Source organism: Oricola sp. (genome assembly GCF_022763245.1).
Lineage (GTDB): Bacteria > Pseudomonadota > Alphaproteobacteria > Rhizobiales > Rhizobiaceae > Oricola.
Genome location: NZ_JALEGV010000012.1, coordinates 364491 through 391255, shown reverse-complemented (window position 1 = coordinate 391255; position 26765 = coordinate 364491). Strand labels below are relative to the sequence as shown.

The window sequence follows — 26765 nt, the reverse complement described above, 5'->3', positions numbered from 1 at the left end:
AACAAGCAACCGGCAGGCTTTCTCATGAAGCGCAAATATTTCGGCACCGACGGTATCCGGGGCGCGGCAAACACGCATCCGATGACTCCCGAGGTCGCGATGAAGGTCGGCATGGCGGTGGGGGTTTCCTATCACCGCGGCGGGCATCGTCACCGGGTCGTCATCGGCAAGGACACGCGGCTGTCCGGCTACATGCTGGAAAACGCGATGGTCGCGGGTTTCACCGCTGCGGGGATGGACGTGTTCCTGCTCGGACCGGTCCCGACGCCGGCCGTCGCGATGCTGACGCGGTCGCTGCGCGCCGATATTGGCGTGATGATCTCGGCCTCGCACAACCCTTATGGCGACAATGGCATCAAGCTGTTCGGCCCGGACGGCTACAAGCTGTCGGACGAAAAGGAGCTGGAACTGGAGCGGCTGCTCAGCCAGGACCTGACGCGCAAGCTCGCCAAGCCGGACAAGATCGGCCGGGCCAAGCGCGTCGAGGGCGACCTCTATCGTTATATCGAGTTCGCCAAGCGCACCTTCCCGAAGGCGATGACGCTGTCGGGCATGCGCGTGGTCGTCGATTGCGCCAATGGCGCGGCCTACAAGGCGGCGCCGGCCGCGCTGTGGGAACTCGGTGCCGAGGTGATCACGATCGGCAATGAGCCGGACGGTTTCAACATCAACCGCGAATGCGGCTCCACCCATCCGATCGGCTTGTCGAAGAAGGTGCATGAAGTGCGGGCCGACCTCGGCATCGCGCTCGACGGCGACGCCGACCGCGTGCTGATCGTCGACGAGGCGGGCAAGGTGGTCGACGGCGACCAGCTGATGGCGATGATCGCCGAGAGCTGGCAGGCCAAGGGGCGGCTGACCGGTGGCGGCATCGTCGCGACGGTGATGTCGAACCTCGGTCTGGAGCGCTTCCTTTCCGACAAGGGGTTGGGACTGGAGCGCACGAAGGTCGGCGACCGCTATGTCGTCGAACATATGCGCCAGCATGGCTACAATGTCGGCGGCGAACAATCCGGCCATATCGTCCTGTCTGACTATTCGACGACGGGCGACGGGCTCGTGTCGGCGCTGCAGGTTCTCGCCTGCATCCGCGCGGCCGGACGGCCGGCGAGCGAGGTCTGCCGCAAGTTCGAGCCGGTGCCGCAGGTGCTGAAGAACGTCCGTTTCGCCGGCGGCGCCCCGCTGGAGGAGAAGTCCGTCCAGGCGGCGATCGAGGAAGGGCGCCAGCGCCTCGGCGATGGACGGCTGGTGATCCGGCCGTCGGGCACCGAACCTGTCATCCGTGTGATGGCGGAAGGCGACGACCGCCAGATCGTCGAGCAAGTGGTCGACGACATCGTCGGTGTAATCGCGCAGCAGAAAAACGCGGCCTGAAAGTCTTGATTTGAAGAATTCGAAAAACGGCGTCTCATGGCGCCGTTTTTTGTTTGTCGGCGCCATTATGGTGAATAAACACGGTAAAAGAACAGGGTTAAGCGCGTTTTAACCTTTCAAGTGCAATTTTGGGCTCGAGGTGGCGTGAAGCCTGTATCGAGTTTGGGCCTTGGAAGGACATCACATGAAAACTGCAGCGAAGTTTCTGCTGGGTGGCGCGGCGCTGGTCGCTGCCGGCGCCGCACCGGCGATGGCGGCGGACATCTACGAACCGCCGGTGATCGAAACGCCTTACTACGCGCCGCCCGAGCAGGTGCCGGCGCCGGTGGCGGGCTGGTATCTTCGCGGCGATGTCGGCTTTGCCTGGCACAAGTTCCATGAAGGCTATTACGCGGTTGCCGACGATTACGACCTCGTGACGAAGTCGATCTTCGGCAGCTCGTTCCGCGGCTCCTATTCCATCGGCGGCGGCGTCGGCTACAAGGCCACCGACTATTTCCGCACGGACCTGACCCTCGATTACTGGGGCAATGGCGAGTACACCGGCGAGACCTTCGGCATCTGCAATTTCGGCAATGGCGACGTGTCCTGCTCCTCCACGGACATCGCGACGTTCACGGCTTTGACCTTGATGGCCAACGCCTATGTTGATTTCGGCACCTATGGCCGGTTCACGCCCTATGTGGGTGGCGGCATCGGCGGCAGCTATGTCCGATGGGGCGAGCTTGAGAACAAGGCCTGCAACGACGCCGATTCCGACGAATGCTATTATGGCTATCACGAGGGCGCATCCGGCTGGCGCTTCGCCTATGCGGTTATGGCTGGCGTCTCGGTCGACGTTTCGTGCAACGTGGCCGCCGATGTCGGCTACAAGTTCCAGCACATCTATGGCGGCAGCATGTTCGGGACCTATGACGGCGCCGGCTTCGGCCATGACGGCGGGATCTCGTCGCATCAGGTCAAGGCGGGACTGCGCTACAAGTTCGGCGCCTGCTCCGAGCCCGCGCCGCCGGTCTACATCCCGCCGGAGCCGCTGCCGGTCTACAAGTAAGCCCGGCGACACCCGCTTCATTCCGAAACCCGGCTGCCCAGGCAGCCGGGTTTTTTCGTGCGAACGGGAAAAACGCAGTTAATGAAGATGCTTAACCACGACTTAACCCTTGTCCTTAATAGTGAGTGAAGAGGGCGTCGCGCGAACTCATTTCGCCATGTCGTCGCGCCCTGTCCAGGTCAGCGCGAGAGAGTTGTGCCATGATGAATTCAATGAAGAGGATCGGGGCCATCGGCGTGGCGGCGGCATGCCTGCTCGCCTCTCAGGCCCGCGCCGCCGACATGGACGGAATCTTCGTCGATGACGCCAATTTCGCGAAGCCTGCGGAACTCGGTTCGGGGTGGTACATCCGCGGCGACATCGGCCTCAACTTCAACGGCAATCACGATGTCAGCATCAACGGCAACCCCGTCGATGAAGAAGAGGGGTCGATCTACGAGGTCAACAATTTCACCGACGTGCTGCACTACAACGGCGGCGTCGGTTACCGCTTCAACAGCTGGCTTCGCGTCGATGCCGGGTTGGGGCGGCTCGCGGGCACGAACTACTCGAATTCGCAATTGATGTATGAGGAAGGCACCGAGCCCGACGACACGCCGGAATATCTCATCGTGGGGCCCGACGATCCCAATCCCTGTAACGGCTGGGGCACGTTCGTGGACGTCGATGACGACGGCAACGAGTACTATTTCATCGACGACGACTTCATCACCAACTGCATCAGGGAGGACAGCGTCGAATATGACGTCGTCTACGGCATGTTCAATGTCTATGCGGATCTCGGCAATTTCCATGGCTTCTCGCCCTTCGTCGGCGCGGGCATCGGCATCGGCCGCCTTGCTTGGCGCGAAGAGATCGGTTCCATCGTCTGCGTGCCGCGGTCTTCCGACGTCGTCGAAGAAGGCTGCCAGGCCTATGGCGTCGACGAACAGGCCGGCGAGAACGAGACCTACAGGCAGGCCGGCACCATCAACGAGGGTGTCGATTACCGCCTGGGTTACAGCCTGACGGCCGGCGTCGGATACGACATCAACGAGAATGTCACGATGGAAATGGCCTACAAATACATGAACTTCGGTGCCACCGTGCTGTCGAGCGGCGACACCACCGGTTCGGGCCTGTCGGCCAGCGGCTACGGCACGCACCAGGTCAATCTCGGCCTTCGATACGCCATATGGTGACGCGGTTCCGGTTTCGGGCGGGGACGGAAGGGGCGGCTTCGGCGGCCCCTTTTTTTGTCGCTTGCGTGAATTTTGTCGCAGCCCCCGCAAGTCTCCTTGACCGTTTCACGGGCCAGGAGTAATGCCCGCCGTGGGACACCTCTCCCCAACGAGAGGCTACTATCTGGAAGGGTAGAATATTATGGTAGCGACACTCCCCACGCCGGACGTGCGTCCGGCTGATCCCCGTTTTTCATCTGGCCCCTGCGCGAAGCGTCCCGGTTGGACGCCCGAGGCTCTCGACACATCCGCGCTCGGCCGTTCCCACAGATCCAAACTCGGCAAGGCCAAGCTCGCTGACGCGATCGCGTTGACGCGCGAGATCCTGGGCGTTCCCGACGACTACAGGATCGGCATCGTGCCGGCGTCCGACACGGGCGCCGTCGAGATGGCGATGTGGTCGATGCTCGGCGCTCGCGGCGTCGACATGGTGGCCTGGGAATCCTTCGGCTCCGGCTGGGTGACCGACGTGGTCAAGCAGCTCAAGCTCGACGACGTGCGCAAGATCGAAGCCGGCTACGGCGAATTGCCGGACCTCGCGACGATCGACTTCTCCCGCGACGTCGTCTTCACCTGGAACGGCACCACCTCCGGCGTGCGCGTCCCGAATGGCGATTTCATCCCGGCGGACCGCGAAGGCCTGACGATCTGCGACGCGACCTCGGCGGCGTTTGCTCAGGCGCTCGATTTCGCCAAGCTCGATGTCGTCACCTTCTCCTGGCAGAAAGTGCTGGGCGGCGAGGGCGGCCATGGCGTTCTGATCCTCAGCCCGCGCGCCGTCGAGCGGCTGGAAACCTATACGCCGGCCTGGCCGTTGCCGAAGATTTTCCGCATGACCAAGGGCGGCAAGCTGATCGAGGGCATCTTCAAGGGCGAGACGATCAACACGCCGTCGATGCTTTGCGTCGAGGACTATCTCGACGCCCTGAACTGGGCGAAATCGCTCGGTGGCCTGGAGGCGCTGAAGGCGCGCGCCGACGCCAATTTCAAGGCGATCCAGGATCACGTGGACGCCGGCTCCTGGCTGGAAAACCTGGCTGTCGATCCGGCGACCCGGTCCAACACCTCGGTCTGTCTGAAGATCGTCGATCCCGCGGTCACCGCGCTTTCGGCCGACGACCAGGCGGCGTTTGCCAAGGCGATCGTCTCCGCGCTCGACAAGGAAGGCGTCGCCTTCGACATCGGCGCTTATCGCGATGCGCCCTCCGGTCTTCGCATCTGGGCCGGCGCGACGGTCGAGACGGCCGATCTCGAGGCGCTGATGCCGTGGCTCGACTGGGCGTTCGAAGCCCAGAAGGCGACGCTCAAGGCTGCTGCCTGACGCTTTTGCGGGCGGCCGCAGGCCGCCCTTTTCCCCATTTCTGATTCATCGAAGGAGGCCGTCATGGCGCCCCGCGTACTCGTATCCGACAAACTCTCGACAACCGCCGTCCAGATCTTCAAGGACCGCGGCATCGACGTCGATTTCCAGCCGGATCTCGGCAAGGACAAGGACAAGCTGCTCGAAGTCATCGGCCAGTATGACGGCCTGGCGATCCGTTCGGCGACCAAGGTCACCGAGAAGGTGATCGAGGCCGCGACCAATCTGAAGGTCGTCGGCCGCGCCGGCATCGGCGTCGACAATGTCGACATTTCGGCCGCCTCGCGCCGCGGCATCATCGTCATGAACACGCCCTTCGGCAATTCGATCACGACGGCCGAGCATGCCATCGCGATGATCTTCGCCGTCGCCCGCCAGTTGCCGGAAGCGCACGCCTCGACGTCCGCGGGCAAGTGGGAGAAGTCGAAATTCATGGGCGTCGAGATCACCGGCAAGACGCTCGGCCTGATCGGATGCGGCAATATCGGCTCGATCGTCGCGCAGCGCGCCATCGGCCTGAAGATGCATGTCATCGCGTTCGATCCGTTCCTGTCGCCGGAGCGGGCGATGGAACTGGGCGTCGAGAAGGTCGAGCTGGACGATCTCTTCGCCCGCGCCGACTTCATCACGCTGCATACGCCGCTGACCGACAAGACCCGCAACATCATCGATGCCGGGGCGATCGCCAAGATGAAGACCGGCGTGCGCATCATCAACTGCGCGCGCGGCGGCCTGATCGACGAGGCGGCTCTGGTCGAGGCGCTGAAAGCCGGCAAGGTCGCGGGCGCCGGCGTCGATGTGTTCGAGACGGAGCCGGCCACCAAAAACGACCTGTTCCACCTGCCGAACGTGGTCTGCACGCCGCATCTGGGCGCCTCGACCGCGGAAGCGCAGGAAAACGTCGCGCTGCAGGTGGCCGAGCAGATGTCGGAATATCTGCTGAAGGGCGCGGTTTCCAACGCCATCAACATGCCGTCGATCACGGCGGAGGAAGCGCCGCGGCTGAAACCCTTCGTCAAGCTCGCCGAAACGCTGGGCGCGTTCGTCGGCCAGGTGACGGAAAGCGCCATCAAGGAGGTCGAGATCCTCTATGACGGCATCACCGCCGACATGAACACCAAGGCGCTGACCTCGGCAACGCTGGCCGGCCTGATCCGGCCGCAGGTGGCCGACGTCAACATGGTCTCGGCCCCGATCATGGTGAAGGAGCGCGGCATCATCGTTTCCGAAGTCAAGCGCGACAAGACCGGCGTCTTCGACGGCTACATCAAGCTGACGGTGAAGACGGCGCGCAACACCCGTTCGGTCGCGGGCACGGTGTTCTCTGACGGCAAGCCGCGCTTCATCCAGATCAAGGGCATCAATCTGGATGCCGAGATCGGCCAGCACATGGTCTACACGACCAACAATGACGCGCCGGGCATCATCGGCATCCTCGGCACGACCTTCGGCAAGCACGGCGTGAACATCGCCAACTTCCAGCTTGGCCGCAACCGGCCGGGCGGCGATGCGATCGCGCTGCTTTATGTCGACGAGCCTGTGAGCGAGTCGGTGCTGGACGAGGTGCGGGCCTTCCCGGAGATCCTGTCGGCCAAGCCGCTGGTCTTCGACGTCTGACGACGCGGCGGGGTTTCCCGCCGCCCTGATGCCATATGCCAGAAAATGTGATCGCCGCCGGCTTCGACCGGCGGCGTTTTCGTGCTATGTTGAAGGCTCAAATCCGGTTGCTGCCCGGACGCGCCACAAGACCGACGATTGATTGTGACGGATGCGCGGTCCGACGTCAGCGGCCGGATTCGCTTGTGCGCCGAGCGCCCATTTCAGCCAGCCCGATTCCGATGACGACCAGCGCCAGCGCGACGGCATGGAAGATGTGCAGCCTTTCCCTGAGGACGGCGATCGCCAGGATCGTGCCGAAGACGGGAACGAGGTTGATGAACAGCCCGGCGCGGTTCGATCCGATGAGTTCGACGCCGCGCATGTAGAACACCTGCGACACGATCGAGGGAAAGATGGCCGTGTAGGCCGCTGCGGCGAAGCCCGGAAGATCCGGCATCTGCCCGCCGATCGTCACCTGCTCCCACAAGGCGAAGGGCCAGGCCGCGACCATCGCCGCAAAGCCCATCACGACCATTGTGGATCGCCAGTCGAGGGTCGGGCGGTAGCGCAGCGCCACGGTGTAGACGCCGTAGGCGGCAACCGCGATCAGCGTGATGGCGTCGCCGCGGTTGATCTCCATGGTGGCGAGGCGCGCAAGGTCGCCGGCGGAGGTGACGACGGCCACGCCCGCCAGCGAGACGATGAAGCCCAGGATCTGCGCTGCGCCGACCTTGATGCGGAAGAGCGCGAAATTGGTGACGAACACGAAGAGCGGAATGCCGGCCTGCATGATCGTGATGTTGACCGCCGACGTGTATTGCGCCGCCGAATAGAGCGCCATGTTGAACAGCGAGAAGCCGATGGCGCCCAAGCCCAGCAGCACCCACAGATGGGCGCGGATGATCGGCCATTCCCGGCGGAAGGAGGGCCAGCCGATGGCGACGATCACGAGAAATGCCATGGTCCAGCGCACCGCCGTCAGCGTCATCGGCGGGATGTGGCCGACGGCGAACTTGCCGGCCACGGCGTTGCCGCCCCAGAAGATTGCGGTGGCCGTCAGGAGAAGATAGGCGGCGCGGCTCTGCGTGGTGGTCTGCAAGAAAGGAAGTGTCCGCAAGAGGGGAGGGCAAGGCCGCTGTATCGGAAGCGCTCTGCCCGGTAAAGAGGCAGTTCCTGCGCACAAACGGGGCGAATCAGGGCGCTAATCGGGATTTCGCCGATTTGCCTATCGCGCTTTGTGCGCTCAACGTTTAAAACGCCGCGGTTTGCAATTGAAACATGGGATAGAATCCAGATGACCAATGTCGTGGTGATCGGCACGCAGTGGGGCGACGAAGGCAAGGGCAAGATCGTCGACTGGCTTTCGGAGCGCGCCGATGTGGTGGTGCGTTTCCAGGGCGGCCACAATGCGGGCCACACGCTGGTTATCGACGGGGTGAGCTACAAGCTGTCGCTTCTGCCTTCGGGCGTGGTGCGTGCCGGCAAGTTCTCCGTCATCGGCAATGGCGTCGTCTTCGATCCGCATGCCTTCGTCGCAGAACTGGGCCGGCTGGCCGAGCAGGGCGTGCATGTCGGGCCGGAACGCCTGCGCATTGCCGAGAACACCGCGCTGATCCTGTCGATCCACCGCGAACTCGACGGCATCCGCGAGGATGCGGCGTCGAATTCCGGCACCAAGATCGGCACGACGCGGCGCGGCATCGGCCCGGCCTATGAGGACAAGGTCGGCCGCCGGGCGATCCGCGCGATGGACCTGAAGAACATGGAGACGCTGCCGTCCAAGGTGGACCGGCTCCTGACCCACCACAATGCGCTGCGGCGCGGCCTTGGCTATGATGAGGTGGCGCATGAGACCCTGATGGAGGAGCTGCGCTCGGTCGCCGACACCATCATTCCCTATGTCGACCGGGTGTGGAAGATCCTCGACGAGCATCGCCGGCGCGGCGCGCGCATCCTGTTCGAGGGCGCGCAGGGCACGTTGCTCGACATCGATCACGGCACCTATCCGTTCGTGACCTCGTCCAACACGACCGCGGGCCAGGCGGCGACGGGTTCGGGCATGGGGCCGGGCGCGGTCGGTTATGTTCTCGGGATCACCAAGGCCTATACGACGCGGGTGGGCGAGGGGCCGTTCCCGACCGAGCAGAACAACGAGGTCGGCCAGTTCCTCGGCGAGCGCGGGCATGAATTCGGCGTGGTGACGGGGCGGAAGCGCCGCTGCGGCTGGTTCGACGCGGTGCTGGTGCGCCAGGCCGTCGCGATCAACGGCGTCAGTGGCATCGCGCTGACCAAGCTCGACGTGCTCGACGGTCTGGACGAGATCAAGATCTGCGTCGGCTACAAGCTCGACGGCGAGGAGATCGACTACCTGCCCGCCAGCCAGGGCGCGCAGGCCCGTGTCGAGCCGATCTACGAGACCGTGGAAGGCTGGAAGGCGACGACCGCCGGCGCTCGGACCTGGAACGACCTTCCGGCCCAAGCCGTGAAATATGTCCGCCACATCGAGGAACTGATCGGGGCGCCGGTCGCGCTTTTGTCCACGAGCCCGGAGCGCGACGACACGATTCTCGTCACCGATCCGTTCCAGGACTAGGCCGGGGACACATTATTATGCATGGTTTCCATTTTTTGGCCGCTCTACTACGCTAAGCGCCAAAAAAACACGTATGGGTTGGTGGAATGGCAGATTTCGAGGCGATCCTCAGAAAGACGCTCGGGGGGATGGTGGACCCTTCCCCGGAGGCGCGCGAGAAGGTCTATGAGCGGGCCCGTGCCGCCATAGGCCGGCAGATTGACGGTTTGCCGAAACGTCCGCCGGAGACGGTGGTCAAACGCCAATACGAGAAGCTCGAGGCTGCCGTGGCCTTGATCGAGAAGGAGTATGGCGTTCCCGAGGAGCCGGACCCCTTCGAGGTGTCCCTCGTCGACAGTCCGCCCGCCAAGAAGGCCCCCGCGGAAGATCCGCTTGCCGCCTTCCTCGCCGAGCAGGAAGCCGAGACCGAACGCACGTTCAGGAAGCCGCGCGAGGGTTCCGATTCCAAGGGCGACGCCAAGAACGAGATCAAGGGCGAGACCAAGGATCGTCCCAAGGCCAAGAAGAAGGAAGCGAAGACGGGCGGCGCAGGTCGTTCGATCTCGCTTCCGACGTCCATCGCCGGCAAGAAGCCGCTGGTGCTGGCCGGTGTCGCCCTCGGGGTCCTGATCGTGGCGGGCGCCGTCGGCTATGCCGCGTTGAGCGTCTTCAGTTCCGACGACGACGCGGTCGTCACACAGGTGAACGATGACGGGCTGCCGGTGCGCGAAGTGCCGAGCACGACGGTCACGATGGCGGACACCGACAATGGCGACGAGGCGGCCGACACTGCGCCGAGCAATGGCGACGGAGAACAGCTGGCATTTGCCGAAGGGCCGGAGAAATTCACCCAGCGGCTGACGCCGGAAGGACGCGAGATCGACGAGGGGCCGGCGATGTCGTCCGGCGCGGGCGGCGAGGGAACCACGGTTTCCGGCCAGTCCACCGGCGACGGTGCCGTCGCGAGCGCGGGCCAGAGCGACACGGCGCCGTCGCAGGCGGGCACCCAGCCGGCGGCGCTGCCGGTCGGACAGCGGGCCATCTTTTATCAGGAGCGCACCGGCACGCAGGCGGGCACCGCCGAGGCGGGCGCGACGATCTGGTCGGTCGTGCAGGAATCGCCTGGCGGCGACGCGCCGCCCGAGCCGGCGATCCGCGCGGAAGCCAGCATCCCGGATCTCGGCCTGACGATGGAAATGACCATCCGGCGCAACATCGACGAGACGTTCCCGGCGAGCCATGTGATCGAACTGCTCTTCCGCGTGCCCGAGACGTTCGAGGGTCGCGGGATTACCGACGTGCAGCGGATCACCTTCAAGGGGACCGAGCAGGATCCGGGCAACGCCCTGATCGGCGTCGCCGCGCCGCTCGACACCAACATCTTCCTGATCGCGCTCACCGACGCGCAGACGGCGACCGAGACCAACCTCAACCTCATGCGCCGCGAGCAGTGGATCGACATCCCGATGCAGTATGTCAGCGGCCGTCGTGCCCTGATCACGCTGGAGAAGGGCATTCCCGGCGAGCAGGTGTTCAACGAGGTGCTGGCGTCCTGGGATCAGGCGGCGCAATCCGCGCAGAACTGATTATCGGAGACTGAACAAACGAAAAGGCCGGGCTTTCGCCCGGCCTTTCTTGTTTTCACTGCGGTATGCGTCAGGCGGCGGCTTCGGTGGTCGCGCGCAACGCCTTCATCTGTTCGGCGGCGGCGTCCTTCACGGCGTCCTGCACCTTTTCGAAGGCACGAACCTCGATCTGGCGGACGCGTTCGCGCGAGATGTCGAACTCGCCGGACAGTTCCTCCAGCGTCAGCGGATCCTCGGACAGGCGGCGTGCCTCGAAAATGCGCCGCTCGCGGTCGTTGAGGACGTTCATCGCATCGTGCAGGAGGGCGGAACGCTGTTCGCGCTCGTCTTCCTCGATGAGGATCTTCTCCTGGCTGTCGCTTTCATCGACGAGCCAGTCCTGCCACTGCCCGCTCTCGCCATCGGTCGCCTTGATCGGCGCGTTCAGCGAGGCGTCGCCGGCCATGCGCTGGTTCATCGACAGGACCTCCTCCTCGGAGACCTGCAACTCGGTGGCGATCTGCTTGACCTGATCCGGATTGAGATCGGCGTCGCCGAGCGCGCGGATCTTGTTCTTGGCCTTGCGCAGGTTGAAGAACAGCCGCTTCTGGTTGGCGGTCGTGCCCATCTTCACAAGGCTCCATGAGCGCAGGATGTATTCCTGGATGGAGGCCTTGATCCACCACATCGCATAGGTGGCCAGGCGGAAGCCGCGTTCCGGCTCGAAACGCTTGACGGCCTGCATCAGGCCGACATTGCCTTCGGAAATGACTTCGCCGATGGGCAGACCGTAGCCGCGATACCCCATGGCGATCTTGGCGACCAGGCGCAAATGGCTGGTCACGAGCTTGTGCGCTGCGTCAGGATCGTCATGCTCGTGATAACGCTTCGCGAGCATATATTCTTCCTGCGGCTGCAGCATCGGAAAACGGCGGATTTCCTCAAGGTAGCGGGTCAATCCGCCTTCGCCGCCATAAAGGCTGGGAAGAGACGTCTGGGCCATGTGAAAAGCACCCTTTCGTTTGCAAGATTCCCGCATGATTGCGGCAAATCGCGGGCGCGCCCCTCTTTACGACCGGGCGCTAAAGCGCGGGAAACGGCAAGAGCGCAATCTCCCACATTGGTGAAATAAGTATCGGGCCAAATGGTTTCAAGTCTTGCCGAATTTCCGGCCGAACGCCGTCACGAGGTCCGCCATGTCGGCGGGAAGCGGCGTTTCGAAGGTCATGACCTCGCCGGTCGCCGGATGCTCGAAGGCGAGGCTCGTGGCGTGCAGGGCTTGGCGGTCGAAGCCGGCGACCTTTTCGCGGATCGCGTCGGGCAGCGTGTTGGCCTTCGTGGCGAAGCTGCGTCCATAGTCCCGGTCGCCGATCAACGGATGGCCGATATGCGCCATGTGGACGCGGATCTGGTGGGTGCGGCCCGTTTCGAGCCGGCATTCGACGAGGCTGGCAAGCGGGACGAGGCCGGTCGGATCGCCGAAACGCTCGCGCACCCGGTAATGGGTGACCGCATGGCGCGCGTCGGGCTGGTGTTCGGAGACGACGGCCTGTTTCAGGCGGTCGCGCGAGGATCGGCCGAGAAAGGTCACGATCGTGCCGGCCATGCGGTCCGGCGTGCCCCAGACGAGGGCCAGATAGGCGCGCTCCATACCCGTCGAGCGGCCGTGATCGGCGAATTGGGCGGCCAGCGCCTTGTGGGCCTGGTCGGTCTTGGCGACGACCATCACGCCGCTCGTGTCCCGGTCAAGCCGGTGGACGATGCCCGGCCGGCGCACGCCGCCGATGCCCGACAGGCTGTCGCCGCAATGCGCCAGGAGCGCGTTGACCAGCGTTCCGGACGGATTGCCCGGCGCCGGATGCACAACGAGGCCGGCCGGCTTGTCGATCACGATGACCGCGTCGTCCTCATAGAGGACGGGAAGCGGGATGTCCTCGGCGATCGGATCCGCCGGTTCCGGCTCGGGGATGGCGACCTGCACGACGTCGTCGGGTTTCAGCCGGTGCTTGGCCCCGGTGACCGTCTCACCGTTGACGCGCACATGGCCCTGTTCGATCAATTGCTTCACGCGGTTGCGCGACAGTTGCGCCGCGTTGTTGGCGGCGAGCCACTGGTCGAGGCGCTGGCCAGCGGCATCCTGTCCGGCCGTCAGCACTTCCAATTCCTCGCCGGCTTCGCTATGGCCCTTGCCCATGATCAATTCGACACGCATCTGCCGCCCGGCCACGCGCCGGTTTGCGGCATCCAGTCCGATCCGATGACCGATCTCAACGACGACATCGACGAGAAGCCCCTCGATCCGGCGATGGAACGTGTGCGGCGCAAGCTGGCGCGCCTGATGGTGGTGTCGATCGGCATCATGCTGGTGGGCCTTATGGCGGTGCTGGGCGCGGTTGTCTACAAATCCGGCGGCGGCTCCAGTTCCGCCGAAACCGCGCGCGCCACCCTGCAACTGCCGGACGGTTTCGTCGTCTCCGACACCGCCTATGGCGACGGGCGTGTGCTGTTCTACGGTGTCGCAGCCGGCGATGACCGGCGGGTACTCATCTTCGACGCGGAAACAGGGCGCCTCGTCGCCGATCACTCGGTGCGCTGAGCACGCCATCTTGCGCAAAAAATGGCGCAATCTGACGAGTGATGAAAAAAAACGCTGCTATCCCTTTACAAGCGGGGAGCACATTCGCTTTCATGCAAGTGGGCTGTCGGAACGGAATGCCGTGAAACAGGGTTCCGAGCCGGATTTGCGCGGGTCGCGCGCATGGCCGCAAGCAAACAGGAGACGACATGAGCTCAAATCGTGGTGCGGCTGTTCGCTTCGAGAGCGTGCAGAAGAGTTACGATGGTGAAACCCTGGTCGTCAAAAACCTGAATCTCGATATCGCCCGAGGCGAATTCCTGACGATGCTCGGGCCGTCGGGATCCGGGAAGACCACCTGCCTGATGATGCTGGCCGGGTTCGAGCCGGCCACCCACGGCGAAATCTTCCTCAACGATCATCCGATCAACAACGTGCCGCCGCACAAGCGCGGAATCGGCATGGTGTTCCAGAATTACGCCCTGTTTCCGCACATGACCGTGGCGGAGAACCTTGCCTTCCCGCTGCAGGTGCGCGGCATGGACAAGTCGGAGCAGGAACGTCGCATCAAGCGGGCGCTCGAAATGGTCGAGCTCGGCGCGTTCGGCTCGCGCCGTCCGGCGCAGCTGTCCGGCGGACAGCAACAGCGCGTCGCCGTGGCCCGCGCTCTGGTCTTCGATCCCGAACTGGTGCTGATGGACGAGCCGCTGGGCGCGCTCGACAAGCAACTGCGCGAGCAGATGCAGTACGAGATCAAGCACATCCACGAGAGCCTCGGCGTGACCGTCGTCTACGTGACGCACGACCAGACCGAAGCGCTGACCATGTCGGACCGCGTGGCCGTCTTCAATGACGGCGTGATCCAGCAATTGTCGCCGCCGGAGGCCTTGTACGAGGAGCCGCAGAACTCGTTCGTCGCGCAGTTCATCGGCGAGAACAACAAGCTGTCGGGCGAAGTCGCGGCCCTGAACGGAAAGCAGTGCATGGTGCGTCTGGACGACGGCTCCGAACTGCTTGCCGATGCCGTGAACGTCGGCGGGGTCGGCAGCCGGACGACGATTTCCCTCAGGCCGGAAAGGATCGAGGTCGTTCCGACCGATCAGCAGGAAAACCAGGTGGAAGGCCTGGTGGAGGAGCTGATCTATCTCGGTGACCACATCCGGGTCCGCATGAAGGTTGCCGGCAATGACGAGTTCATCGTCAAGGTCCGCAACCGTGGCCAGAGATGGGATTTGCAGGAAGGGCAGATGCGCAAGATCGGCTGGTCCGCAAAAGACTGCAAGGCGCTTGATGCCGTTTCCTGACGCGTGAGTGCCGTTCCGGGTTGCGGGGCGGCGAAGTTGGTTGTGACGGGCGAACCCCGTCCGGCCTTTATCGAAAGGGAGTACCCAGATGAAATTGAAACACATGCTCCTGGCGGCGGCCGCCAGCGTCGCATTCACCGGGCCGGTGATCTCCGAGGATCTGCCCGAGTGCGAGAACTGTGCCGATGAACTGACCGTGGTCTCCTGGGGCGGCGCCTATCAGGCGTCCCAGGTGAACGCCTATTCCAATCCCTATGCCGAAATGACCGGCACGAAGTTCATCTACGACGAATCCTCCAACGAGGCCGTCGCCAAGCTGCGCGCGATGAACGAAGCCGGCAACATCACCTGGGATCTGGTCGACGTGGAAGGCCCGGACGCCGTTCGCCTCTGCGACGAAGGCCTGGCCATGGAAGTCGACATCGACGAAATCCTCGCTCCGGCCTCCGACGGCACGCCGGCTTCGGAAGATTTCGGCGAGTCGCTGATCTCGCCCTGCTTCATCCCGCAGATCGTGTTCTCCACGACCTTCGGCTACCGCACCGACGTGGAAGCCTGGAACGGCGCTGTCCCGACCTCGGTCTGCGACATCTTCGACCTGGAGAAGTTTCCGGGCAAACGCGCGCTCGAAAAGCGCCCGAAGAAGAACATCGAATGGGCTCTGCTGTGTGACGGCGTCGCGAAGGCAGACCTCTACGACGTCATGGAGACCGACGAGGGTATCGACCAGGCGCTCGCCAAGCTCGGCACGATCAAGGACGAGACGATCTGGTGGTCGGCCGGCGCCGACACCCCGCAGCTGCTCGCCGACGGCGAAATCGTGATGGGCTCGACCTATAACGGCCGCCTGTTCTCGGTGATCGAGGAACAGAACCAGCCGGTGGCGATGCTCTGGGACTACCAGGTCTTCGACTTCGACGGCTGGATCATCCCGGCCGGTCTGCCGGAAGAGCGCCTGAACCGCGTGAAGAACTTCCTGTACTTCGCCACCGACACGCAGCGCCTCGCCGACCAGGCCAAGTACATCTCCTACGGCCCGGCTCGTGCGTCGTCTGCTCCGCTCGTCGGCAAGCACGCCGAACTCGGCATCGAGATGGGCCCGCACATGCCGACCGATCCGGCCAACATGGGCAACATCATCGTCAACAACATCGACTGGTGGTCGTCCTATTCCGACGACGTTGACGCGAAGTTCCAGGCCTGGCTCGCAAAGTAAGGCCTGAGCCGCAAGGCTTGACCTGATCCGGTGCGGCGGTTCGCCGCCGCACCGCCCCTTTCCAGAAGGCCAGGGCATCTCGATGAGCAGCACGACCACCACCCAGACGGGCCTGCCAAGCGACGGCGTCATGCGCGCAGCGGACGGCACGCCGCTGAAAAGATCGCTGGCGCGGGCGCTGCGGCGCGAGAAACTGCGCAGCTTCCTGCTGATCCTGCCCCTGCTCGCCTTCATCACGATCACCTTCATCGCGCCGATCGCCGACATGCTGTTCCGCTCGGTGGAAAACGGCATGGTCGAGGAGACCATTCCGCGCACGGTCGAAGCGCTGAAGAGCTGGGACGCGACCTCCGGCGAGTTGCCGGACGAGGCTGTCTTCGAGGCGTTCCACGCCGATTTCGTCGAGGCCTTCAAGAACAAGACACATACGCGCCTGGGCTTGCGTCTGAACTACGAGCAGCCGGGCATGTCCGGCCTGTTCCGCAAGTCCGGCCGCCGCGCGACCAATCTGGAGCCGCCCTACAAGGAAGGTTTCATCGACATCGACGAGGACTGGGGGGCGCTGGAGACCTGGCAGGTGATCAAGCGCGCCAGCCCGCCGCTGACCGACGGCTATTTCCTCGCCGCAGTGGATGCGGAGCGCACCGCCGACGGCATCCAGATGAAGCCGGAGAAGGAGCGCATCTACCTGTTCCTGTTCTGGCGCACGCTCTTCCTGTCGATCGTGATCACCCTGTCATGCCTCGTGCTGGGTTACCCGATCGCCTATCTGCTCGCCAATCTGCCGCTTCGAACGTCGAACGTGTTGATGATCCTGGTGCTGCTGCCGTTCTGGACGTCGCTTCTGGTGCGCACCTCGGCCTGGAAGGTGCTGCTGCAGCAGCAGGGCGTGATCAACGACACGCTGGTCTGGATCGGACTGATCGACGACGCCCACCGGCTGACGATGATCAACAACCAGACGGGCACCATCATCGCGATGACGCATATCCTGCTGCCCTTCATGATCCTGCCGCTGTTCTCGGTGATGAAGACGATCTCGCCCTCCTATGTGCGGGCGGCGAAGAGCCTTGGCGCAAACGATTGGACGGCCTTCTGGCGGGTCTACTTTCCGCAGAGCGTACCGGGCATCGGCGCCGGCGCCATCCTCGTCTTCATCCTGGCGATCGGCTACTACATCACGCCGGAACTGGTTGGCGGCACGAGCGGCATCTTCATCTCCAACCGTATCGCCTATCACATATCGACCTCGCTCAACTGGGGGCTCGCCGCAGCGCTCGGAGCCATATTGCTCGGCCTGGTGATGCTGCTCTTCTATGTCTATGACCGGATCGTCGGCATCGACAATGTGAAGCTGGGTTAGGAGGCAGACCATGAGCGCACTTCCGCCCTATTCCTCCAATCTGCAGGTCACCTGGTACTACGCCTTCCGCGTGATCTGCGGGCTGATCTTCTTCTTCCTGATCTTCCCGATCCTGGTGATCATGCCGCTCTCCTTCAACGCGGAGGACTTCTTCACCTTCACGCCGAAGATGCTGGCGCTCGATCCGGAGGGCTATTCGGTCAAGCACTACGTCGATTTCTTCACCAATCCCGACTGGCAGCAGGCGCTGTGGAACTCGGTAACGATCGCACCTGTGGCGACGATCCTGGCGACGACATTCGGTACGGTCGCCGCGATCGGCCTGTCGCAGAGCCATGTGCCGTTCAAGTCGGTGATCATGGCGCTTTTGATCTCGCCAATGATCGTGCCGCTGATCATCTCTGCAGCCGGCATGTATTTCTTCTATTCGCGCATCGGCTTGCAGGGCACCTATTGGGGCGTGGTACTGGCGCATGCCGCATTGGGCACGCCATTCGTGATCATCACGGTGACGGCGACGCTGGTCGGGTTCGACAGGTCGCTGACGCGGGCGTCCGCCAGCCTTGGCGCCGATCCCGTCACGACCTTCTTCAAGGTGCAGATGCCTCTGATCATTCCGGGCGTGGTTTCGGGCGCTCTCTTCGCCTTCATCACCTCGTTCGACGAAGTGGTCGTGGTGCTGTTCCTCGGTTCGGCCTCCTACAAAACGCTGCCATGGCAGATGTTCACGGGCCTGCGCGAACAGATTTCGCCGACCATTCTGGCGGTCGCGACGCTGATGGTGGCGATCTCGATCGTGCTGTTGACAGTGCTGGAACTGCTGCGTCGGCGCTCGGAGAGATTGCGCGGCATGACGCCCGGCTAGGGCATGTCGCAATTCGGCAAGGCCGCGTCCCGGCTGGCCGCTGGACAAGATCGTTCGTCTGACTAGACTGGTCGCGCCGGTTTCACTTCCCGGCTTGGCCAACGTTGTCGGCAATCGTGCCGGGAGCCATCAGGCCATACGAAGCGAACCCCTCACATGACGATCAAGACCAGCACCGAAGACATGCTGCATGTCTTCCAATGGAAGAATGGCGACAAGGAATGGTCGCCTTTTTCGGACGCCGAAATGGACCGGCGGCAAAACGAGATGCGGGCGCATCTCGCCGCACAGGACATCGACGCGGCCGTCTTCACCTCCTATCACGGCATCTGCTACTATTCCGGCTTCCTCTACTGCTATTTCGGGCGCAAATTCGGCTTCGTGCTGACCGCGGACAGCGCGACCACCGTCACGGCCGGAATCGATGGCGGGCAACCGTGGCGGCGCAGCCATGGCGACAACGTCATCTATTCGGACTGGCGGCGCGACAATTTCTTCACCGCATTGAAATCGCTGATCCCGTCGTGCGCGAAGCGTGTCGGCATCGAGTTCGACCATGTCTCGCTCGACTTCCGGCGCCATCTGGGCGAGGCGTTTCCGGGCGTGGAGTTCGTCGATGTGGCGGACGCCTCGATGTGGATGCGCACGATCAAATCCGGCGAGGAGATCGCGCTGATCCGCGAAGGCACTCGCATCTGCAATGTCGGGGCACGGGCCGTGATGGACGCTCTGCACGAGGGCACGCCGGAATACGAGGTCGCCATCGCATCCACCAACGCGATGATCCGCGAGATCGGCAAGAGCTTTCCTTTCGTCGAACTGATGGATACGTGGACCTGGTTCCAGTCCGGCATCATGACGGATGGCGCACACAATCCCGTCACCAACAAGCGGGTGGCGCGCGGCGACATCTGCTCGCTCAACTGTTTCCCGATGATCTTCGGCTATTACACGGCGATCGAGCGGACGCTGTTCTGCGAGGAAGCCTCCGACGCGCATCTCGACCTCTGGGAGAAGAACTGCGCGGTGATGAAGGCGGGGTCCGACATGATTGGTCCGGGCCAGTCATGTTCGCAGATCGCGCTGGCGCTGAACGACATGTACCGCTCCTGGGACCTGCTGCAGTATCGCTCCTTCGGCTACGGGCACTCCTTCGGCGTGCTGTCGCATTATTATGGCCGTGAGGCGGGCGTGGAATTGCGCGAGGATGTCGATACGGTCCTGAAGCCGGGCATGGTCGTCTCGATGGAGCCGATGATCATGATCCCGGAGGGCAAGCCGGGAGCTGGCGGATACCGCGAGCACGATATCTTCGTCATCACCGAGGACGGGGCGGAGAATATCACCAACTTCCCCTACGGACCGGAAGAGATGATCATCCGGCGCACCTGACCGGGTCCGCTATCCGAGCATGTTGCGCACGATGCGGGGCGCCTCGAACATCGGGAGGTGGCCCGCATCGCATATCACGGCCGTGGCCGACGGAATGGCGCGGGCCAGCCTGAGCTGCTCATCGGCCTCGACGACAGGGTCGCGGGCGCCGATGACGACGGTCACGGCCACCTCGATGCCAGGCAGATCGTCGGTGACGGACGTGGTTTGCAGCCAGCGTACGACGGCGCGCAGCGATTCCGGATCGCTGCGGCGGAGATCGCGGAGGATCGTCTGCTCGTGGATCGGCAGCGGTTCCCTGCGATCCTGCCGGGCCTTCGCTGTCGCGACGCCCATCGCATACAGGTTCGGGGAGTGCAGCCAGAGATCGTAGAGCAGGCGGAACAGCGAGCGGCCGATCCAGGGCATTGTGACGGCATTCGCCATCATGCTGCGGGTGGCCGCCTTCCTGCCGCAGCCCAAGGCGCCGAACAGGACGACCCGGTCGATCAGGTCCGGCCAGAGGGCGGCCATCTTCAACGCGGCTAGCGCCCCGGTTGAATGGGCCACGAGCCTGACGCGACGATCTGTCAACTCGCGGATCCGGTTGCGATAGGCGTGAAGAAACTTGAAATCGGTCAGCAGGTTCGCAACGTCCTGTGGCGGAAGCGCCCATGGGAAATGACCGGGCAGGGGGAGCGCAACGGCGTTCAGCGGATCGTCCGGACGCGATAGCCCCTTCCACATGTTCGGTGAAGAGAGCACGCCATGCAGGAACACCGTGTCGGGTTGCCGCATGGTCGCCGGGCCGATACGCAAATCCGGAACCGTCGAACCCGCTGCCAGGGCGGGAATGTGCGCTGACTGTGGGCGCAGTGTCGCCGAACATGGCTGGGTCTGGATCGTGGCTGCAGCGTTCATGGATGTCCGGCTTGATCGTCGATACCGGGATTCAATTCGCGATCACCGTTTTCGTTCCCGTCCAGCCCGAGCCTTACTGCAAAAGGAAACGCCCGGGCCAAGAGCCCGGGCGTGTGTTCATACTGTCGATTTGCGCTTTGTCTGACTGCCGGTCAGGCGGCGCACTCCAGGAGCAGCGTGCCTGCTGCGGTATTGGAGATCGGGATGTGGTAGTTGCGGGTGATCTCGGTGACGTTGTCGCCGAGCGCGCCACGCATCATCATCCACATCAGGAACTCGGTGCCTTGGGCGCCGGCCTTCTCGACCAGTTCCATCCGGGTGATCTTGGTCAGCTCTTCCGGATTGTGAACGATGTTCTCCAAGCAGTACTGGTCGAACTCCTTGTTGATGAAGCCCGCGCGCTGGCCGTCGAGCTGGTGCGACAGGCCGCCGGTGCCGAGGATCACGATCTTGGCGTCCTCCGGGAAGGAGCGCAGCGCCTTGCCAAGCGCCTTGCCGAAATTCAGCGCCCGCTTCAGCGTCGGGATCGGATGCTGCACCGTGTTGGCGGAGATCGGCACCGCCTTCGGCATGTCCGGATGATGCGGCGCGCCCGGCCAGAAGAGCTGCATCGGGACGACGAAGCCGTGGTCGACGGGCAGTTCCTGACACGAAGTCACGTCGAACTCGTCGGCGACCATCGATTCGATGATGTGCCAGGAGAGTTCCGGTGCGCCGGGGAACGGATCGAGCGACGGCAGGCCCCAGCCTTCGTCCTCGTTCCTGTATTCATGCGCCGCGCCGATCGCGAAGGTCGGCATCTGGTCGAGGAAGAAGCCGAGGCCGTGATCGTTGTAGATGTTGATCACGTATTCCGGCTTGTGCTCCTTGATCCAGGCATGGACCTTCGGATAGCCGTCGAAGAAGGGCTTCCAGTAGGGATCGTCATAGAGTTCCTTCTGGATCGCGTTGCCGACCGCCGGAATGTGCGAGGTGGTGATGCCGCCGAGAATTGTAGCCATGATCGATCCTCCTTACGCCTGGCTGGCGAGGAATTCCTTGAATTCCTCGGTCGTGCGGCCGGTTTGCAGGCCACCGACGTCCTGAACGGACAGTTTGAAAATACCGGCGAACTTGGCGAGGTAGTAGATGTTGCCGCCGGCCTCGATCAGGCCGAGGACGTTACGGTCGCGGATCGCCTGTTTCTGCTGGTCGTTGAGGCCGAACTTTTCCATGTAGGCCTCTTCGTCCGCGACGAACTCGTCACGGTTGTCCTTCTTGTTGAACGAGTAGCACATCTTGTTGAGCGCATAGCCCTTCATGGCCTGCTTGCCGTCGAAGATGGTCGTACCCGGAATGTCGATGTGATAGTCAAAACCCGGTTGGTCCATAGTTCCTTCCTCCTAGCGTTTGTCCATGTATACACGGGCGTCGCGAGTGCCGGAGTTGACCTAAATCAAGCGGGCGATGCGCGGCGCGAGAATGAATGATCGTTACGCAAAACTTATATGACCTCGCCGTCCTCACTTGGTTGATCAGCCTGAAAATTCGGCCCTGAGAACGAAAAAAGCCCGGATGCGGGGAGCATCCGGGCCGGTACCGCTTATCTGGTTTGAGCGACTGCAGGCGTTCCGTATAGTCAGCCCCAATAGAGCCGCATAGGATTGTCGACGAGCAGCTTCTGCTGCGCCTCGGCCGTGACGGCGATGTGCGGAATGAAGTCGACCAGCTTGCCGTCATCGGGCATGTGGGACTTCATGTTGGGGTGCGGCCAGTCGGTGCCCCAGAGCACGCGGTCGGGGAATGTCTCGACCAGCGTCCTGGCGAAGGGGATCACGTCGGAATAGGCGTGCGGACCTTCGACGCTCAGCCGCTCCGGGCAGGACACCTTGCTCCAGACATTCGTGTTGTCTGCCATCAAATCGACGAAGCGTCGGAAGTCCGGATGATCGACGCCCTTGGTGACGTCCGGGCGGCCCATGTGGTCGACCACGATGGTGGTGGGAAGCTGCTTGAGGAACGGCAGAAGCTCCTCGAGATCCTGGGCTTCGAAATAGACGACGATGTGCCAGCCGAGCTGCGCAATCTTGTCGGCGATCGTTAGGAAGACCTCCTTGGGAGTCGAATCGACGAGCCGCTTGACGAAGTTGAAGCGCACGCCACGCACGCCGGCTTCATCCATCTCCTTCAGTTCGTCCATGGAGATGTCCATGCCGACAGAAGCGATGCCGCGCGCCTTGTCGCCGGCGGCCTTCAGCGCATCGACGAGAGCGCGGTTGTCCTTGCCGTGGCAGGTCGCCTGGACGATGACATTACGGTCAAAACCAAGGAAATCGCGCAGTTCGAAGAGCTTCTCCTTCGGCGCGTCGCAGGGCGTGTATTTGCGCTCCGGCGCATAGGGAAACGTGTCGGCCGGGCCGAAGACGTGGCAGTGTGCATCCACCGCTCCAGCCGGCGGCACGAAGGCCGGTTTCGACGGATTGGGGTGAAAAGGCAGAAAATCGGCGTCCATGGTGTCCCGTCAGTCCCGTTCTGTTTTCCGTTGCATTGATATATCGCAACTTGTTTGAGCGTCCGCCAATGGGAGCGCGCCGAAAAATGGGCGAAATTCCGCTAATTGCCCATTTCAAACAGTTCGCATGATATAGAATTTTGCTATAGACGGCGAAAAGAGGTATGTTGCAGCGCAATGAGACAGAGCCTGCCGAACATCCGGCATTTGCGCGTTTTTCGCGAAGTGGCGCATTGCCATAGCGTCAGCCTTGCGGCCGAACGGGCGCATCTTTCTCAGCCCGCGGTCACCCAGGCGATCGCCAAGCTGGAAGAGGAGTTGTCCGTGCCGCTGTTCAACCGGCGGCGCGACGGCATGTTCGCGACCGACATTGGCGGGAAATTCCTGGCGCGTGTGGAGCGGGCGCTCGACCATTTGCAGGCCGGCGCGCGCGACGCCGCCCGGCTGGGCGCGCGCCAGAAGGGCCGTGGTTTCGCAGATTTCGACCGGCTGCTGACGGCGGCGCAATTGCGCGCGCTGGTCGCCGTGTCGGAGGCCAGCAACTTCTCCATGGCTGCGCGCAATATCGGCATTTCGCAGCCCTCCATCCATCGCGCGGCCCGCAATCTGGAGCGCCTTTCCGGCCTCAAGCTGTTCGCCGGGGCGCATGAGGGCATCTCGCTGACGCCGGCCGCGCAGGCGCTGGCGCAACGCACCAAGCTCGCTCTTGCAGAGCTGCAGCAGGGGTTCGACGAGGTCGATGACTATCTCGGTCGTGATTCCACCCATATCGTGATCGGTGCCCTGCCGCTGGCGCGCACCTTCATCCTGCCGCAGGCGATCGACGCGATGGTGCGCAGTTCCGAGCGTGTGCAGATCCGGGCCGTCGACGGGCGCTACCGCGAGTTGTTGCACGGGCTGCGCTATGGCGACATCGACATGCTGATCGGGGCATTGCGCGATCCGCCGCCCGCCGACGACATCGTGCAGGAACCGCTGTTCGACGATCCGCTGGCGATCGTGGCGGGCGCGAACCATCCGCTTGCCGAGCGCGACGCGGTCACCATCGAGGACGTGCTACGCTATCCCTGGGTCGCGCCGCCGAAGACCACGCCGGCCGGAAGCTATCTCTATGACACGCTGCGGATCCAGGACCTGCCGCAGACGCCGGTGCGGGTCGTGTCATCCTCGCTGGTGCTCGTGCGCGGTCTTCTGATGACCGGAGACTACATCACGATCATCTCGCTCAACCAGATCCGGCACGAATATGAGCAGCGGGTCCTGCTGCCCCTGCCCATCGAATTGCCGGACAGCGCCCGGACCATCGGGCTGACCTATCGGCAAGGCTGGCGGCCAACGAAGACGCAGCAGCAGTTTCTCGGCTACCTGCGCGAGCTCGGCCGATCCATGCAGCCGAAGGACGCTGTGGCGGTGGCCGCTTATTCGGAGAATGAATAGGCGTCGATGCAATTGAATAGGCAATTCGATCAAGGGGATGCTAAGCAGCGATCGACAATGTGAGGGCCGGAAGCCGGTTGCGCCGTGGATCGCCAGCTTATGCGGGCGGTCGTCGGCGCCTTGCGGTGCGCGGCATTGTTGCCGATGGCCCTGACGAACACGACAACGACTGGAGGAAAGCGATGAGAATTTGTGTCGCCGGCGCATATGGCGCCTTCGGATTGAAGCACCTGGACGCCCTGTCCAACATCGACGGTGTCGAAGTCACCTCGGTCATGGGACCGACGCGCGAGAAGATCGACGCCCTGGCCGCCGAGCGCGGCATCGGCCACGCGGCGACCGATCTGGCCGAGTGCCTGGCGCGCGACGACGTCGATGGCGTCATCCTTTCCACGCCGACGCAGATGCATGCCGCCCAGGCGATCCAGTGCATGGACGCCGGCAAGCATGTGCTGGTCGAGATTCCGATGGCTGACAGCCTTGCCGACAGTCAGGCCGTCGTTGCCAAGCAGAAGGAAACCGGGCTGGTCGCGATGGCCGGGCAGGTGCGCCGCTTCAATCCCTCGCACCAGTGGATCCATAACAAGATCGTCGCTGGCGAGCTGAAGATCCAGCAGATGGATGTTCAGACCTATTTCTTCCGTCGTTCCAACACCAATGCGAAGGGCGAGCCGCGTAGCTGGACCGACCATTTGCTGTGGCACCATGCCTGCCACACCGTCGATCTGTTCCAGTATCAGACCGGCGAGACGGCTTCCGAAGCCTTCGGCCTGCAGGGGCCGTTGCATCCGGACCTGGACATTGCCATGGACATGACGATCGGCATGAAGACGCCGTCGGGCGCGATCTGCACGTTGTCGCTCAGCTTCAACAATGAGGGGCCGTTCGGCACCTTCTTCCGCTATATCTGCGACAACGGCACCTATCTGGCGCGTTACGACGACCTCTTCGACGGTTATGACAAGCCCATCGACCTGTCCGGCGTGGCGGTCTCGAACAACGGCATCGAACTGATCGACCGCGAGTTCGTGTCGGCGGTCAAGGAAGGCCGCGAGCCGAATTCGAGCGTCGCGCAGGTGCTGCCTGCCATGGAGACGCTGGACAAGGTCGAGCGGTCGTTCAAATAAGGTTCAAGCGAGGCGGGGGACGCCGAGCGGGCCGGGCGCGAAAGCGTCCGGCCTTTTTTTGCCTGAGAAGGCTGCGCCTATTCCTTGACGTAGGGCTTGCCATCGGCTGCCGGCGGACGGGAGCGACCGACGAAGCCGGCGACGACGATGATGGTGGCGAAATAGGGCGCCATGGCCAGGAATTCCGACGGGATCGGCGTGCGCACGATGGCCAGTTTCTGCTGCAGCGAATCCGCAAAGCCGAAGATCAGGGCCGCCATCAAGGCACCGACCGGATGCCAGCGGCCGAAGATCATCGCGGCCAGGCCAATATAGCCGAGGCCGCCCGTCATGTTCTCGTCGAAGCGGCCGACGGAGCCGAGCGTGAACCAGGCGCCGCCGAAGCCCGCGACCATGCCGGCCAGCGTCACGTTGATGTAGCGGGTGCGATAGACGTTGATGCCGAGCGTGTCGGCGGCGCGCGGATGTTCGCCGACGGAGCGGGCGCGCAGCCCGTAGCGGGTGTGGAACAGGTAGTAGGTGGCCGCACACACCAGGATCAACGCGCCGTAGACGAAGAGGTTCTGGTTGAACAGCACCGGGCCGATCATCGGAATGTCGCCGAGAAGGGGGATCTTCCAGGCGCGGAACACCGGCGCGTTGTTGAGGAAGCGATACTCCGAAAAGACCTGGCTGGACACATAGGAGGTGACGCCGATCACGAAGAGGGTGATCACCACGCCGGCGATGATCTGGTCCATGCGGTAGGTGACGACGAGCGCGGCGAGGATGAAGCCGAACATGCCGCCGACGAGAACGGCGCAAAGGAGGCCTCCCCAACCGCCGAGCAGGGATCCCATCAGCGCTCCGGTGAAGGCGCCGGCCAAGAGCATGCCCTCGATCGCGATGTTGACGACCGCGACGCGTTCCGACAGCACGCCGGCCAGGCCGCCGAGCGCGATCGGGACGGCGGCGACGACGGTGGCCGACAACATGCCGGTCAGGGAAAAGGACTTGCCGGCCGTCGCCCAGACGAGGAAGGCGGCGACCGCAATGGCGAAACCCGTCGCGATCGAGACGGTCGACCATTTGAAGCCGCCGCGCATGAACTGTCGCAGACCGAGCAAGGCGAGCACCGCAGCGACAAAGAAATTGAACGGCGCTGCTGGCACGACAAGGTCAGGGACGACCCAGGGATCACGCGGCCGCGACAGGCGGAAGGTCGCGTCCCCGGCGGTATCCAGCGCGAAAACGCCGGCCACGAGCACGGCCAGCCCGAGCAGGACCGCGCCATAGATGCGCGCCTGGCGGTCCTTGTGGGTTTCCATCTTGGTGCCGGACGCGGTGTCGGTCGTCGAAGCTGCGGTCATGGCCG

23 protein-coding genes are annotated in these 26765 nt (G+C 63.4%); 15 read left to right on the top strand and 8 right to left on the bottom strand.

The annotated features are described in order from the left end of the window. Positions 1-24 precede the first annotated feature (24 nt). The 5 genes from glmM (at position 25) to serA (ending at position 6622) form a co-directional block, all read left to right on the top strand. Entirely contained in the window at positions 25-1374 is a 1350-nt protein-coding gene (glmM, locus tag MRY80_RS06120; protein ID WP_293289064.1) for a phosphoglucosamine mutase, read from the top strand. A gap of 184 nt (positions 1375-1558) precedes the next feature. Continuing rightward, entirely contained in the window at positions 1559-2425 is an 867-nt protein-coding gene (locus MRY80_RS06115) for an outer membrane protein (RefSeq protein ID WP_293289062.1), read from the top strand. A 212-nt stretch (positions 2426-2637) separates the two neighbouring features. Next, positions 2638-3606 carry an outer membrane beta-barrel protein gene (locus tag MRY80_RS06110; RefSeq protein ID WP_293289060.1) on the top strand — a complete coding sequence of 323 codons (969 nt, stop codon included), beginning with the start codon at positions 2638-2640 and terminating at the stop codon, positions 3604-3606. 181 nt (positions 3607-3787) lie between these two features. After that, a complete protein-coding gene (locus MRY80_RS06105; RefSeq protein ID WP_293289058.1) occupies positions 3788-4966 on the top strand; it encodes a phosphoserine transaminase in 1179 nt (392 codons plus the stop codon). Between the two features lie 63 nt (positions 4967-5029). Further along, positions 5030-6622 (top strand): phosphoglycerate dehydrogenase, encoded by a 1593-nt coding sequence (gene serA / locus MRY80_RS06100; protein WP_293289056.1) that lies wholly within the window; start codon positions 5030-5032, stop codon positions 6620-6622. A gap of 166 nt (positions 6623-6788) precedes the next feature. Here serA and MRY80_RS06095 read toward each other — a convergent pair whose 3' ends face one another. Next, positions 6789-7703 carry a DMT family transporter gene (locus tag MRY80_RS06095; protein WP_293289054.1) on the bottom strand — a complete coding sequence of 305 codons (915 nt, stop codon included), beginning with the start codon at positions 7701-7703 and terminating at the stop codon, positions 6789-6791. A gap of 195 nt (positions 7704-7898) precedes the next feature. On the opposite strand from MRY80_RS06095, the gene MRY80_RS06090 reads away from it, so the two are divergent. Together MRY80_RS06090 and MRY80_RS06085 are read left to right on the top strand one after the other, a co-directional pair. Next, the gene (locus MRY80_RS06090) at positions 7899-9197 is read left to right on the top strand and encodes an adenylosuccinate synthase (RefSeq protein WP_293289052.1); all 1299 of its coding nucleotides are present in this window, start codon (positions 7899-7901) and stop codon (positions 9195-9197) included. Positions 9198-9283: 86 nt separating this feature from the next. After that, positions 9284-10762 (top strand): hypothetical protein, encoded by a 1479-nt coding sequence (locus tag MRY80_RS06085; RefSeq protein ID WP_293289050.1) that lies wholly within the window; start codon positions 9284-9286, stop codon positions 10760-10762. A gap of 70 nt (positions 10763-10832) precedes the next feature. Here MRY80_RS06085 and rpoH read toward each other — a convergent pair whose 3' ends face one another. Together rpoH and MRY80_RS06075 are read right to left on the bottom strand one after the other, a co-directional pair. Beyond that, the gene (gene rpoH / locus MRY80_RS06080) at positions 10833-11744 is read right to left on the bottom strand and encodes an RNA polymerase sigma factor RpoH (protein WP_293289048.1); all 912 of its coding nucleotides are present in this window, start codon (positions 11742-11744) and stop codon (positions 10833-10835) included. Between the two features lie 147 nt (positions 11745-11891). Continuing rightward, a complete protein-coding gene (locus MRY80_RS06075; RefSeq protein ID WP_293289046.1) occupies positions 11892-12935 on the bottom strand; it encodes an RluA family pseudouridine synthase in 1044 nt (347 codons plus the stop codon). 63 nt (positions 12936-12998) lie between these two features. On the opposite strand from MRY80_RS06075, the gene MRY80_RS06070 reads away from it, so the two are divergent. The 6 genes from MRY80_RS06070 to MRY80_RS06045 all read left to right on the top strand — a co-directional run bounded on the left by MRY80_RS06070 (position 12999) and on the right by MRY80_RS06045 (position 19456). After that, complete coding sequence (locus tag MRY80_RS06070) at positions 12999-13337, top strand: DUF6476 family protein (protein WP_293289629.1); 339 nt, start codon at positions 12999-13001, stop codon at positions 13335-13337. A gap of 188 nt (positions 13338-13525) precedes the next feature. Continuing rightward, on the top strand, positions 13526-14620 hold the full coding sequence (locus MRY80_RS06065) for an ABC transporter ATP-binding protein (protein ID WP_293289044.1): 1095 nt from the start codon (positions 13526-13528) through the stop codon (positions 14618-14620). An 88-nt stretch (positions 14621-14708) separates the two neighbouring features. Then, positions 14709-15836 (top strand): extracellular solute-binding protein, encoded by a 1128-nt coding sequence (locus MRY80_RS06060; RefSeq protein ID WP_293289042.1) that lies wholly within the window; start codon positions 14709-14711, stop codon positions 15834-15836. An 82-nt stretch (positions 15837-15918) separates the two neighbouring features. Further along, positions 15919-17199 (top strand): ABC transporter permease, encoded by a 1281-nt coding sequence (locus MRY80_RS06055; RefSeq protein WP_293289040.1) that lies wholly within the window; start codon positions 15919-15921, stop codon positions 17197-17199. Between the two features lie 10 nt (positions 17200-17209). Beyond that, a complete protein-coding gene (locus MRY80_RS06050) occupies positions 17210-18064 on the top strand; it encodes an ABC transporter permease (protein WP_293289038.1) in 855 nt (284 codons plus the stop codon). Between the two features lie 156 nt (positions 18065-18220). Continuing rightward, positions 18221-19456 (top strand): aminopeptidase P family protein, encoded by a 1236-nt coding sequence (locus MRY80_RS06045; RefSeq protein WP_293289036.1) that lies wholly within the window; start codon positions 18221-18223, stop codon positions 19454-19456. A gap of 9 nt (positions 19457-19465) precedes the next feature. Here the strand turns inward: MRY80_RS06045 and MRY80_RS06040 are convergent, their stop codons facing one another. The 4 genes from MRY80_RS06040 to MRY80_RS06025 all read right to left on the bottom strand — a co-directional run bounded on the left by MRY80_RS06040 (position 19466) and on the right by MRY80_RS06025 (position 22847). Continuing rightward, positions 19466-20356, bottom strand: coding sequence for an alpha/beta hydrolase (locus MRY80_RS06040; RefSeq protein ID WP_293289035.1), 891 nt, complete (start codon positions 20354-20356; stop codon positions 19466-19468). Positions 20357-20508: 152 nt separating this feature from the next. Beyond that, positions 20509-21357 (bottom strand): class III extradiol dioxygenase family protein, encoded by an 849-nt coding sequence (locus MRY80_RS06035; protein WP_293289033.1) that lies wholly within the window; start codon positions 21355-21357, stop codon positions 20509-20511. A 12-nt stretch (positions 21358-21369) separates the two neighbouring features. After that, positions 21370-21726 carry a protocatechuate 4,5-dioxygenase subunit alpha gene (locus MRY80_RS06030; protein ID WP_293289031.1) on the bottom strand — a complete coding sequence of 119 codons (357 nt, stop codon included), beginning with the start codon at positions 21724-21726 and terminating at the stop codon, positions 21370-21372. A 248-nt stretch (positions 21727-21974) separates the two neighbouring features. Beyond that, on the bottom strand, positions 21975-22847 hold the full coding sequence (locus tag MRY80_RS06025) for an amidohydrolase family protein (RefSeq protein WP_293289029.1): 873 nt from the start codon (positions 22845-22847) through the stop codon (positions 21975-21977). Between the two features lie 177 nt (positions 22848-23024). Here MRY80_RS06025 and MRY80_RS06020 point away from each other — a divergent pair, with 177 nt between their 5' ends. Continuing rightward, positions 23025-24284, top strand: a complete 1260-nt coding sequence (locus tag MRY80_RS06020; protein ID WP_293289027.1) for a LysR family transcriptional regulator — start codon at positions 23025-23027, stop codon at positions 24282-24284. A 182-nt stretch (positions 24285-24466) separates the two neighbouring features. Continuing rightward, positions 24467-25411: a Gfo/Idh/MocA family oxidoreductase gene (locus MRY80_RS06015; RefSeq protein ID WP_293289025.1), complete on the top strand. Its 945-nt coding sequence runs from the start codon at positions 24467-24469 to the stop codon at positions 25409-25411. 77 nt (positions 25412-25488) lie between these two features. Here MRY80_RS06015 and MRY80_RS06010 read toward each other — a convergent pair whose 3' ends face one another. After that, positions 25489-26760: an ABC transporter permease gene (locus MRY80_RS06010; RefSeq protein ID WP_293289023.1), complete on the bottom strand. Its 1272-nt coding sequence runs from the start codon at positions 26758-26760 to the stop codon at positions 25489-25491. Positions 26761-26765: the final 5 nt, after the last annotated feature.

Coding starts and splice junctions, on each gene's coding strand:
- MRY80_RS06055 (WP_293289040.1), top strand. CDS start 15,919: ATGAGCAGCACGACCACCACCCAGACGGGCCTGCCAAGCGACGGCGTC.
- MRY80_RS06075 (WP_293289046.1), bottom strand. CDS start 12,935: ATGGGCAAGGGCCATAGCGAAGCCGGCGAGGAATTGGAAGTGCTGACG.
- rpoH (WP_293289048.1), bottom strand. CDS start 11,744: ATGGCCCAGACGTCTCTTCCCAGCCTTTATGGCGGCGAAGGCGGATTG.
- MRY80_RS06030 (WP_293289031.1), bottom strand. CDS start 21,726: ATGGACCAACCGGGTTTTGACTATCACATCGACATTCCGGGTACGACC.
- MRY80_RS06020 (WP_293289027.1), top strand. CDS start 23,025: ATGAGACAGAGCCTGCCGAACATCCGGCATTTGCGCGTTTTTCGCGAA.
- MRY80_RS06035 (WP_293289033.1), bottom strand. CDS start 21,357: ATGGCTACAATTCTCGGCGGCATCACCACCTCGCACATTCCGGCGGTC.
- MRY80_RS06025 (WP_293289029.1), bottom strand. CDS start 22,847: ATGGACGCCGATTTTCTGCCTTTTCACCCCAATCCGTCGAAACCGGCC.
- MRY80_RS06045 (WP_293289036.1), top strand. CDS start 18,221: ATGACGATCAAGACCAGCACCGAAGACATGCTGCATGTCTTCCAATGG.
- MRY80_RS06105 (WP_293289058.1), top strand. CDS start 3,788: ATGGTAGCGACACTCCCCACGCCGGACGTGCGTCCGGCTGATCCCCGT.
- MRY80_RS06060 (WP_293289042.1), top strand. CDS start 14,709: ATGAAATTGAAACACATGCTCCTGGCGGCGGCCGCCAGCGTCGCATTC.
- MRY80_RS06040 (WP_293289035.1), bottom strand. CDS start 20,356: ATGAACGCTGCAGCCACGATCCAGACCCAGCCATGTTCGGCGACACTG.
- MRY80_RS06065 (WP_293289044.1), top strand. CDS start 13,526: ATGAGCTCAAATCGTGGTGCGGCTGTTCGCTTCGAGAGCGTGCAGAAG.
- MRY80_RS06090 (WP_293289052.1), top strand. CDS start 7,899: ATGACCAATGTCGTGGTGATCGGCACGCAGTGGGGCGACGAAGGCAAG.
- MRY80_RS06115 (WP_293289062.1), top strand. CDS start 1,559: ATGAAAACTGCAGCGAAGTTTCTGCTGGGTGGCGCGGCGCTGGTCGCT.
- MRY80_RS06085 (WP_293289050.1), top strand. CDS start 9,284: ATGGCAGATTTCGAGGCGATCCTCAGAAAGACGCTCGGGGGGATGGTG.
- MRY80_RS06070 (WP_293289629.1), top strand. CDS start 12,999: ATGACCGATCTCAACGACGACATCGACGAGAAGCCCCTCGATCCGGCG.
- MRY80_RS06010 (WP_293289023.1), bottom strand. CDS start 26,760: ATGACCGCAGCTTCGACGACCGACACCGCGTCCGGCACCAAGATGGAA.
- serA (WP_293289056.1), top strand. CDS start 5,030: ATGGCGCCCCGCGTACTCGTATCCGACAAACTCTCGACAACCGCCGTC.
- MRY80_RS06110 (WP_293289060.1), top strand. CDS start 2,638: ATGAAGAGGATCGGGGCCATCGGCGTGGCGGCGGCATGCCTGCTCGCC.
- MRY80_RS06050 (WP_293289038.1), top strand. CDS start 17,210: ATGAGCGCACTTCCGCCCTATTCCTCCAATCTGCAGGTCACCTGGTAC.
- MRY80_RS06015 (WP_293289025.1), top strand. CDS start 24,467: ATGAGAATTTGTGTCGCCGGCGCATATGGCGCCTTCGGATTGAAGCAC.
- glmM (WP_293289064.1), top strand. CDS start 25: ATGAAGCGCAAATATTTCGGCACCGACGGTATCCGGGGCGCGGCAAAC.